Source organism: Symbiopectobacterium sp. (genome assembly GCF_051710365.1).
Classification (GTDB): Bacteria; Pseudomonadota; Gammaproteobacteria; order Enterobacterales; family Enterobacteriaceae; genus Symbiopectobacterium.
The window spans coordinates 1-10,216 of sequence record NZ_JBPETA010000121.1; the positions used below are offsets into that span (position 1 = coordinate 1).

At 51.3% G+C, this 10,216-nt stretch carries 12 protein-coding genes and 1 tRNA gene; all 13 read right to left on the reverse strand.

The genetic code is table 11. The features are described from left to right. Positions 1–143 precede the first annotated feature (143 nt). Positions 144–285, reverse strand: a tRNA-Lys gene (locus ACTBDZ_RS11675). Between the two features lie 171 nt (positions 286–456). Then, positions 457–1,248 (reverse strand): cell division protein CpoB, encoded by a 792-nt coding sequence (gene cpoB, locus ACTBDZ_RS11680; protein ID WP_438815433.1) that lies wholly within the window; start codon positions 1,246–1,248, stop codon positions 457–459. Positions 1,249–1,257: 9 nt separating this feature from the next. Next, positions 1,258–1,764, reverse strand: a complete 507-nt coding sequence (pal, locus tag ACTBDZ_RS11685) for a peptidoglycan-associated lipoprotein Pal (protein WP_438815434.1) — start codon at positions 1,762–1,764, stop codon at positions 1,258–1,260. A gap of 31 nt (positions 1,765–1,795) precedes the next feature. Beyond that, a complete protein-coding gene (tolB, locus tag ACTBDZ_RS11690) occupies positions 1,796–3,088 on the reverse strand; it encodes a Tol-Pal system beta propeller repeat protein TolB (RefSeq protein ID WP_222160039.1) in 1,293 nt (430 codons plus the stop codon). A gap of 151 nt (positions 3,089–3,239) precedes the next feature. Next, the gene (tolA, locus tag ACTBDZ_RS11695; RefSeq protein WP_438815435.1) at positions 3,240–4,376 is read right to left on the reverse strand and encodes a cell envelope integrity protein TolA; all 1,137 of its coding nucleotides are present in this window, start codon (positions 4,374–4,376) and stop codon (positions 3,240–3,242) included. Positions 4,377–4,453: 77 nt separating this feature from the next. Further along, positions 4,454–4,876 (reverse strand): colicin uptake protein TolR, encoded by a 423-nt coding sequence (tolR, locus tag ACTBDZ_RS11700; RefSeq protein ID WP_222160037.1) that lies wholly within the window; start codon positions 4,874–4,876, stop codon positions 4,454–4,456. A 12-nt stretch (positions 4,877–4,888) separates the two neighbouring features. Continuing rightward, positions 4,889–5,572, reverse strand: a complete 684-nt coding sequence (gene tolQ / locus ACTBDZ_RS11705; RefSeq protein WP_438815436.1) for a Tol-Pal system protein TolQ — start codon at positions 5,570–5,572, stop codon at positions 4,889–4,891. Next, a complete protein-coding gene (gene ybgC / locus ACTBDZ_RS11710) occupies positions 5,569–5,973 on the reverse strand; it encodes a tol-pal system-associated acyl-CoA thioesterase (RefSeq protein WP_438815437.1) in 405 nt (134 codons plus the stop codon). The genes tolQ and ybgC overlap by 4 nt, the downstream gene beginning before the upstream one ends. Positions 5,974–6,107: 134 nt before the next feature. Continuing rightward, positions 6,108–6,401: a cyd operon protein YbgE gene (gene ybgE, locus ACTBDZ_RS11715; RefSeq protein WP_438815438.1), complete on the reverse strand. Its 294-nt coding sequence runs from the start codon at positions 6,399–6,401 to the stop codon at positions 6,108–6,110. Beyond that, on the reverse strand, positions 6,398–6,520 hold the full coding sequence (cydX, locus tag ACTBDZ_RS11720; protein ID WP_195314819.1) for a cytochrome bd-I oxidase subunit CydX: 123 nt from the start codon (positions 6,518–6,520) through the stop codon (positions 6,398–6,400). The genes ybgE and cydX overlap by 4 nt, the downstream gene beginning before the upstream one ends. Positions 6,521–6,535: 15 nt before the next feature. Further along, positions 6,536–7,675, reverse strand: a complete 1,140-nt coding sequence (cydB, locus tag ACTBDZ_RS11725) for a cytochrome d ubiquinol oxidase subunit II (protein WP_438815439.1) — start codon at positions 7,673–7,675, stop codon at positions 6,536–6,538. Between the two features lie 13 nt (positions 7,676–7,688). Beyond that, on the reverse strand, positions 7,689–9,257 hold the full coding sequence (gene cydA, locus ACTBDZ_RS11730) for a cytochrome ubiquinol oxidase subunit I (RefSeq protein WP_438815440.1): 1,569 nt from the start codon (positions 9,255–9,257) through the stop codon (positions 7,689–7,691). Further along, a complete protein-coding gene (locus ACTBDZ_RS11735) occupies positions 9,250–9,522 on the reverse strand; it encodes a hypothetical protein (RefSeq protein ID WP_438815441.1) in 273 nt (90 codons plus the stop codon). The genes cydA and ACTBDZ_RS11735 overlap by 8 nt, the downstream gene beginning before the upstream one ends. Between the last annotated feature and the right edge of the window lie 694 nt (positions 9,523–10,216).

Genomic DNA, 10,216 nt, shown 5'->3' on the forward strand with positions numbered 1-10,216 from the left:
GTTACGGATGGTAACGTGGGGAGTACTCATGCTGATTGGTCTGCAAAAAGCAGTAATAAATTCAGAACTTCAGAATACCGTCAAGTCCCGAAAAAAGAAAAATCAGGTGCGGAATGACGGTTATAAAAAGGATATCTAGAAAATGGTGGGTCGTGCAGGATAACTCGGCCGTTGGCCTCGCCCCTTCGGGGTCAACGCTAAAGCGTTGCTGTCTCGCTTCGCTCGGCTCGAACCTGCGACCAATTGATTAAAAGTCAACTGCTCTACCGACTGAGCTAACGACCCATCATGGTGCTACTTCGGCGTTTTCACCTTGCCTTGGCAACGGCGGCATATGTTACTAACTTATCCGCTCAGTGCAACCTATTTTCCTGAAAAACGGTTCAACTGCTTAATCATCAAACGACAAAGCACAAAAATCGCTCATGGCGCACAATTTTTGTGCCTGGAAAGGGGTTAGAGCCCAGTCAGCCGTTTTTGTGCCTGCTTGGCGCTTTCGGTATTAGGATATTGTTTGATGACCTGCTGGTAGACAGCCTTCGCTTTATCCGTCTGCCCCTTTTCCTGCATGATCACCCCAACCTTGAGTAAGGCTTCGGAGCTTTTAGGGGATTTCGGGTAATTCTTGACCACGTTCGCAAAATAGTAAGCGGCGTCGTCTTTCTTACCTTTGTTGTAGTTCAACTGACCCAGCCAATAGTTGGCATTCGGTTGGTAAGTTGAATCAGGATATTTTTTGACAAATGCCTGAAAAGCGGCAATAGCCTGATCGTACTGCTTTTTCTCTAGCACCAATGCTGCCGCAGCGTTGTAGTCGCTGTTGGCATCACCGGTACTGGCCGGTGCAGCCGCCGCGCCCGCATTATTGCTGGCGGGGCTGGAGGTAGACGCCCCCGTATCCGTTGCTGGCGCAGAAGACGCCGACGGCGTTGACGACGAGGAGCCCATGCTATCCATTTGCTGATAGATTTGCTTCTGGCGTTCAACAACCTGATTCAACTGGTACTGATTTTCCTGAATCTGCCCACGCAAACTGTCAATATCGCGCTGCGTATCAGAGAGCTGCTGCTGAAGTTGAGCTAATAGCTGGCTATGAGCGTTAGAAATACGCTCCATTTGGGTGACACGGTCTTCCACCGAGCCAGAGCCGACATTACTGATTGGCGCTTGGGCAGTAGCGGCCCAAGGGACCGCTACGCCAACCAATAACGACAGACCCACGAGATGACGTCTGAAGTTACTGTTCATGCAATGGTCTTAGTATACCAGGACCGCACGACGGTTTTTGGACCATGCAGCTTCGTCATGACCCAGAACCGCAGGTTTCTCTTTACCGTAAGAAACGATAGAGATCTGATCGGAAGAAACACCTTTGCCTTGCAGGTACATCTGAACAGCGTTAGCACGACGTTCACCCAGGGCGATGTTGTATTCCGGCGTACCGCGTTCATCCGCATGACCTTCGATAGTCACTTTGTAGGACGGGTTGCTGCGCAGGAAGGAAGCGTGCGCGTCCAGCATCTGAGCGAAGTCAGAACGGATATCGTACTTGTCCAGATCGAAGTATACGATGTTGTTGCGTTGCAGTTCTTGCATTTGCAGGCGAGCCTGCTCAGAAGAAGACATATTGCCGTTTTCATAACCGCTGCCTGCAGTGCCAACGGTAGACTGGTCATTGCCGTCTTTCTTGTGTGAACTACATGCGGCGATAGCCAGCACCGGCAGAGCCAACATCAGGCTTTTCAGTACTTTATTGAATTGCATCTCTTATGTCCTTTGAAAAAATTATTTATGTTTATAAATACGGCGACCAGGCAGGGAATTTAACCTGTCCATCAGTTGCCGGAAGACGCGCTTTGAAACGTCCGTCAGTAGACACCAGTTGCAGCACTGAGCCCAGCCCTTGTTTAGAGCTGTAAATCACCATCGTGCCGTTCGGTGCGATACTCGGCGTTTCGTCCAGATAGGTGCCCGTAATGACTTGAACGGCCCCCGTCACTAGATCTTGTGTAGCAATATGCTGAGCGCCACCGTTGGAGCTCACCATCACTAGCATTTTGCCATCGTCACTGACTTCTGAGTCCTGATTCTGCGCACCTTCCCAGGTGATACGCTGCGGGGCTCCGCCATTGACGTTAATTTTGTAGACTTGCGGACGTCCAGCCTGATCCGAAGTATATGCCAAAGTTTGGCTGTCGGGGAACCAGGTTGGCTCAGTATTGTTGCTGCGACCATCCGTCACTTGACGAATCTGACCGGAGCCGATGTCCATGACATACAGGTTCAGGCTGCCGCTTTTGGAAAGCGCAAAGGCCAGTTTGCTACCATCCGGGGAAAACGCCGGAGCACCGTTGTGACGCGGGAAGGACGCAACCTGACGGATTGCACCATTGGCCAACGTTTGAATCACCAGCGCAGAACGGCCACTTTCAAAGGTAACGTATGCCACTTTGCTGCCATCCGGCGACCAGGCCGGTGACATCAGCGGTTCCGGAGAACGGTGCACTACAAACTGGTTGTAGCCATCGTAATCAGATACGCGCAGTTCGTAAGGGAACTGACCGCCGTTGGTCTGCACCACATAGGCGATACGGGTACGGAAGGCACCTTTGATACCGGTTAGCTTCTGGAACACTTCATCACTGGCGGTATGTGCGGCATAGCGCAGCCATTGTTTGGTGACCTTGAACTGGTTTTGCGCCAATACGCTGCCTGGGTTACCCGAGGTATCAACCAGTTGATAAGAGATCACGTAGCTACCGTCCGCACCAGGCTGAACCTGACCCACGATGACAGAGTCAATCCCCAGCGCCGTCCAGGCAGCAGGCGTGACTTCCGAGGCAGAACCCGGCTGCTGCGGCATACGGCTGGGATCGATCGGATTGAATTTACCGCTGTTGCGCAGATCCGCACCAACGATACCGCCAATATCTTCCGGCGCTGCGCCGCCGCCAGCCCACTTGAACGGAACCACGGCGATAGGACGTGCCGAGTCAACCCCTTGGGTAATCTCGATACGCACTTCGGCGTGCAGCGCTGTGACCCACAGCATTAAAAAACCTAGTGCAACTTTACATGCCTGCTTCATTTCATCTCCCTTATCCAGAGGTATCGCCTCGGATAAATTAGCAGAATTTTAACAAACCGGTATCACCAAAACACAATACCCGTGGGTGGTGCTATCATCCTTGTCCTAAAGGTGCCATGTGGCACCGTTAGCATCGTACTTCACGCCACGATTATTGCGGTTTGAAATCAATCGGTGCGTTTTTGAAAGCTTCATACACATCCGTGCTTGGCGGCTTCGGTATTCTTGCCTGCTTGGCTGCGGCAATCGCCGCCTGACACAGTGCCGGATCGCCACTTTCCGCTTCAACGGAAACGAGCAGACCGTCCGGTGCCAGTTTGATGCGCAATGTACAGATTTTACCCCGATAAAGCTGCCAGTCATAGAATTTACTCTGGATCGCCGCGCGCACCTGGCCGCCATAACTGTCCAGTGCGGCACCTGAGGCACCGCTCTTTTTCGCCGCGCCGGCACCGGCTGGCGCACCGCCACCTGATTTAGGCGCGTTTTTCGACGACGCCAAACCACCGAGCAGATCGTCAACGGAATCAGACTGTGCAGCGGCTTCTGCGGCGGCTTTTTTATCCGCAGCCGCCTTGGCTTTTGCATCTGCTGCGGCTTTGGCTTTCGCATCAGCAGCCGCTTTCGCTTTGGCATCGGCTTCCGCTTTTGCCTTGGCGTCTGCTTCCGCCTTCGCTTCTGCGGCCTTCGCTTTAGCATCGGCTTCAGCTTTCGCCTTGGCTTCTGCATCCGCCTTGGCTTTCGCATCAGCTACCGCTTTGGCCTTCGCTTCTTCTTCAGCTTTTTTCTTCGCGTCAGCGGCTGCTTTGGCTTGTTGTTCAGCTTCGGCTTTCGCCTTCGCGGCAGCGGCTTCCGCCTGCTGTTGCTGTTCTTTGGCCTTAGCGGCAGCGGCTTCCGCCTGCTTACGCTGCTCGGCCTGCTCTTGCGCCTGCTGCTTGGCGTCCTCTTGCGCTTGAAGACGTTCTTTCTCAAGCTCTTTTAAACGCTGTTGCTCAGCAGCCTGCTTTTGCTGCAACTCTTCAGCTTGCTGTTCAGCCTGCTTTTTACGCAACTGTTCCGCGCGTTTTGCATCACTCTGTTGCTGCTGCTGGCGGTTGTACTGTTCAACGACGGCATTGGGATCAACCATTACCGCATCGATTGCCGAGCCGCCACCGCCGCCGCCACTGGCATCCATAGAGGAGTGGAATGAGCTCCACACCAACAAAGCAATCAGTATGATGTGCAAAACGGCCGAGACAATAATGGCGCGTTTCAACTTATCAGGTTTTTCGGTGGCCTTTAGCACAAGCGGTTCCCAAATACTGTGTTGCCGTAATAAACGATTGCCAGAAAAAACATCACGCTTTGACTGCAACGCATTGATTATATAGGCTGAGTCATCAGACCTACTGATTTGACCCCAGCCTGGCGCAGCAAGTTCAGCGCTTTGATGATCTCATCATAAGGCACGTCTTTCGCGCCCCCGATCAGAAACACCGACTTGGGGTTTTCAGCCATACGCGCCTGGGCTTCCGCCACAATCTGCTCAGCGGGAAGTTGTTCCATCCGCTTTTGTTCAATAACCAGACTGTACTGACCGACGCCAGACACTTCGACAATCACCGGTGGATTATCGTTGCTGGAGACGGTTTTGGAATCTGTCGCATCAGGCAAATCCACTTCCACGCTCTGTGTGATGATGGGGGCCGTTGCCATGAAGATCAGCAACAACACCAGCAGCACGTCCAACAATGGAACGATGTTAATTTCGGATTTTAGATCCCGGCGACCACGTGAACGAGCCATGCTGCCTCCTGATTACTTACTACTTTCAGTGAAGGCCTGACGATGCAGGATAGCGATGAACTCTTCCATGAAGTTGTCGTAGTTCTGCTCCAGTTTATTCACACGCTGATTCAGGCGGTTATAGGCCATTACCGCCGGGATCGCCGCAAACAGACCAATGGCGGTCGCAATCAGTGCTTCGGCAATACCCGGAGCAACCATTTGCAACGTGGCCTGCTTAACCGCTCCCAACGCGATAAAGGCGTGCATGATCCCCCATACCGTACCGAACAGACCGATATACGGGCTGATAGAGCCGACAGTACCCAAAAACGGGATGTGGGTTTCCAGCATTTCCAGTTCGCGGTTCAGGGAAATGCGCATGGCACGAGAAGCGCCCTCTACCACCGCCTCTGGCGCATGGCTGTTAGCCCGATGCAAGCGGGCAAATTCTTTGAAGCCGGAATAGAAGATCTGCTCAGAACCTGCCAACGAATCGCGGCGCGTCTGGCTTTCCTGATACAGTCGGGAGAGTTCAATGCCTGACCAGAATTTATCTTCAAAGGCTTCAGCTTCACGCGTAGCAGTATTCAAAATGCGCGTGCGTTGGATGATGATCGCCCAAGAGGCGATAGAAAAACCAATCAAAACCAGCATGATAAGTTTCACTAAAAGACTGGCTTTCAGGAGCAAATCAAGGATATTCATGTCAGTCACTGCTTAAACTCCGCGACAATAGACTTAGGAAGCGCGATGGGCTTCATGTGATGTGGATCGATACAAGCGATCAATACGTCGGCCTGACTCAACAGATCGCCGTGAGAATTGAGAATACGCTGAGCAAACGTGAGAGAAGCACCGCGTATCACTGTGATTTCACTCTCTACGTTCAATAAATCATCCAGACGCGCCGGAGAAAAATACTCGACCGCCATACGGCGCACAGCGAAAGCCACATGCTCTTCCAGCAAGGCGCACTGATGAAAACCTTGCTGACGTAACATTTCTGTCCGCGCACGTTCATAGAAGGCGATATAACGGGCGTGATACACCACGCCACCGGCGTCTGTGTCTTCATAGTAGACACGTACAGGCCAACGAAACAACGTATTGCTCACTCTACATCCCGGTAATACAACGAAACACCGCTACTATACGCAAGAGAAATGAGGTTTGGAATGGGTTGCTTAGAGGGAAATAAAATAATTATGGGTTGCAAGCAACCCATAACCAAACGGAATAGAAAGTAATACTAGCGAAAGAAGTAAATTAGCCCTGCGAGCAGGATCACAAAGGCAGGAAAAGGCGCAAAAATCACGCGCCACAGCAGGCGTTGCTGGCGAAACCCTACCCCGTATATCACACCGGTACAAACGGCCCATACCAGCAACGGGCCTTGCCACACTTCCAACGCGCTGGTGCGTGCAGCAAAACGTGTCTGGTCCCACATCACACAGCCCGCCATCAGCAACGCCATGAGCAGGGCAAGAACCCGTAACGGGCCCTTGTCCATCAGTTGGTAGAGTTTATCAACCAGACTGCTCATTGCGCGTTATCTTCTGCCGCTTTCGCTTTAGTTGCTTCACTCTGCTCTAACGCCAGAGCGGTAATAATCCCCAGCGAGCAAGCAAGAAGCGTTCCGAGTATCCAGGCAAAATACCACATCATTAAGCTCCTTACTTAGTACAGAGAGTGGGTGTTCTGTTCAATATGCTCTTTGGTAATGCGACCGAACATTTTGTAGTAACACCATGCCGTATAAGAGAGCACGATGGGTACAAAAATAATGGCGACGATCGTCATCACTTTCAGCGTGTACAGGCTTGAGGTGGCATCCCACATGGTCAGGCTCACGTTCGGTTGCGTGATGGAAGGCATCACAAACGGGAACATGGCAACCCCAGCGGTCAGGATAACGCAGGCGATAGTCAGCGAGCTGAACAGGAAAGCCAGGCCGCCCTTGTTCGCACGAGCCGTCGCGATTGTCAGCAGCGGCAGCACCACGCCTAGCAACGGGATAGCCCACAGCACCGGATGCGCAGTGAAGTTAGCTAACCAGGCCCCGGCCTGATGCGCCACTTCTTTGTGCAGCGGGTTAGACTCAGCCGCCTTGTCCAACACGGAGGTGATGGTATAGCCGTCAATACCGTAAATCACCCACACGCCGGCCAACGCAAAGGTCACCATCATTACCAACGCCAACAGTTGAGCCGCACCTTTCGAGCGCACATACAGATCGCCATTGGTACGCATCATCAGGTAGGTAGCACCTTGCGCCAGGATCATGGTCAGGCTGACAACGCCCGCCAACAGGCCAAACGGGTTAAGCAGTTGGAAGAAGTTACCGGTGTAGAACAGGCGCGCATTGGCATCAATATGGAACGGTACGCCCTGCAACAGGTTACCGAACGCCACACCAATCACCACTGGCGGCACAAAGCTACCGATGAAGATGCCCCAGTCCCACATATTGCGCCAGCGCGCGTCTTCCAGTTTGGAGCGGTAGTCAAAACCGATCGGACGGAAGAACAGCGATGCCAGCACTAGGATCATTGCGATATAGAAACCGGAGAATGCTGCGGCATACACCATCGGCCAGGCAGCAAACAGCGCCCCGCCCGCGGTGATCAGCCACACCTGGTTACCGTCCCAGTGCGGAGCGATACTGTTAATCATGATACGGCGTTCTACATCATTACGCCCCATCACGCGCACCAGCACGCCAACCCCCATATCGAAGCCGTCAGTGATAGCGAAACCGATCATCAGCACGCCAATCAACAGCCACCAAATAAAACGTAATACTTCATATTCAAACATAGTGGACTCCTGTTTACCGTGCGTCCTGAGCCAGCGTCAACGGCTGTTCAAAGTGGTAACGCCCTGTTTTCAGGCTGCTTGGGCCGAGGCGCGCGAATTTGAACATCAGATACATTTCGGCGACCAGGAACAGCGTATACAAACCGCAGATCAAGCCCATCGATAGCAGGATGTCACCCGCCGTCAGCGAAGAGTTCGCTACCGCCGTGGGCAGCACTTCACCGATAGCCCACGGTTGGCGACCGTACTCGGCAACAAACCAACCAGCTTCAACCGCAATCCACGGTAACGGAATACCGAACAAGGCAGCACGCAATAGCAGCTTGTTTTTACCGATACGGTTTCTGATAACGCTCCAGAACGACAGGCCGATAATCAGCAGCATCAGCACGCCACAGGCCACCATGATGCGGAACGAAAAGTAGAGCGGCGCAACGCGAGGAATAGAGTCCTTAGTTGCCTGCTGAATTTGTGCTTCAGTCGCATTAGCAACGTCCGCAGTGTAACGTTTGAGCAGCATGCCGTAACCCAGATCCTGTTTGGACTGGTTAAAGGCTTCACGCACAGCCGGATCGGTATTACCCGCGCGCAACTTCTCCAGCAACTCATACGCTTTCATGCCGTTGCGAATACGTACCTGGTGACCATCCATCAGTTCACGCAGCCCCAGTACCACGCCGTCCGTCGAACGCGTGGCAATAAGCCCCAGCATAAACGGAATGCGCACGGCGAACTGGTTCTCCATTCTCTCCTGATTGGGAATGGCGAACAGCGTAAAGCTGGCAGGTGCCGGTTGGGTTTCCCACTCGGCTTCAATCGCGGCCAGTTTGGTTTTTTGTACGTCGCCCATTTCATAACCGGATTCATCACCCAGTACGATAACTGACAGCACAGCTGCGGTGCCGAAGCTGGCAGCAATGGCAAATGAGCGTTTGGCAAAGGCCAAATCACGGCCCTTAAGCAGATAGTAAGCACTGATGCCCAGAATGAACATGGCACCCGTGGTGTAACCGGCAGCGACAGTATGAACGAACTTCACCTGCGCAACCGGGTTCAACACCAGTTGTGAGAAGCTCACCATTTCCATACGCATGGTTTCGAAATTGAATTCAGAAGCGATGGGGTTTTGCATCCAGCCGTTTGCAACCAGAATCCACAGCGCGGAGAAGTTAGACCCCAGCGCCACCAACCAGGTCACGGCCATGTGTTGCACTTTGCCCAAGCGATCCCAGCCAAAGAAGAACAAGCCAACAAACGTTGATTCGAGGAAGAACGCCATCAGGCCTTCGATAGCCAGCGGCGCGCCGAAAATGTCCCCGACATAGTGGGAGAAATAGGACCAGTTAGTACCGAACTGGAACTCCATGGTCAGCCCGGTGGCCACGCCCAGCGCAAAGTTGATACCAAACAACTTGCCCCAGAACTTGGTCATATCCTTGTAGATTTGTTTGCCCGTCAGCACATAGACCGTTTCCATGATCGCCAACAAAAACGCCATCCCCAGCGTTAATGGTACGAAAAGGAAATGGTACATCGCGGTTAAGGCAAACTGTAAACGTGACAGTTCGACTATATCAAACATCTTGACTCCTTGCTCCTCGCAGGAAGGTTTTAGCTTGTAAATGCAAACAAGCCGCTAAACACCCAAAAAGAACACAACAGAAAATTGCTTCAGAACCGGCTTTTATAAACAGCGAGAGTTCACCGTTAAACCAATAACACGCCAAAGAAAACACGTTAAAAATAGCTAAAAACGATACCACAAACAGGGTAGCGGCTATATTACGCCTGTAATCCCCTACAATAAATAGGTTTTTACGTGACACAGATTGTGTTTTTGGTTTCAAATCAACTTTCCCCTTTCGGTGCACCTTTGGTGAAAATTGATGTGGCGCAATTTAAGCGTATTTCCCCACTGATAGCCAGCTTAAGATTTTGATCTGACGCAAATAGCACGCTCAATGTTAATTTCTGGTTTACCAGGGCTTTGTTGAATAAATAGATTTTATGCTGGCAGCCAAGTGAAACGACGGATCCTCGCAACGCAAAATCATGCAGTTAGGCCCCATGAGAAAACTGTACACCTAAGATGACAAGCATTTTCTACCAAAACTGGCATAGAAAAACAGCATGATTACCTATTATTCAACAAAGCCGTTTACCAGGTTTTCGCCATACGATTACTTGTTAAATAAATGTAGAAATAGACTTAACAATAACATCAATTAGCAAACCAATTTTTGACTTGCTCGCGCAGATTTAATTTAACGCACTATCAAGCGTAGATGATTTAATCATAACCACATTGTTTAAATTGTTAATTTAATATTTATAAATTGTTAATTTAATATTTCCATGGTTAATATATTGAGCAGTGAGTTAATAACGGTTCTTAATTATTTTTTGTTTTCATCTTTTATCCGTCATTCCGCACCTACTTTAAGAATAAATTCGACGGTATCGCTCGCCGAGAACATCAACGATGGTCTTGTGAATAGAATTGAGGTTGGATACTTGTGGTGGTCTGTCACCAATACTGAA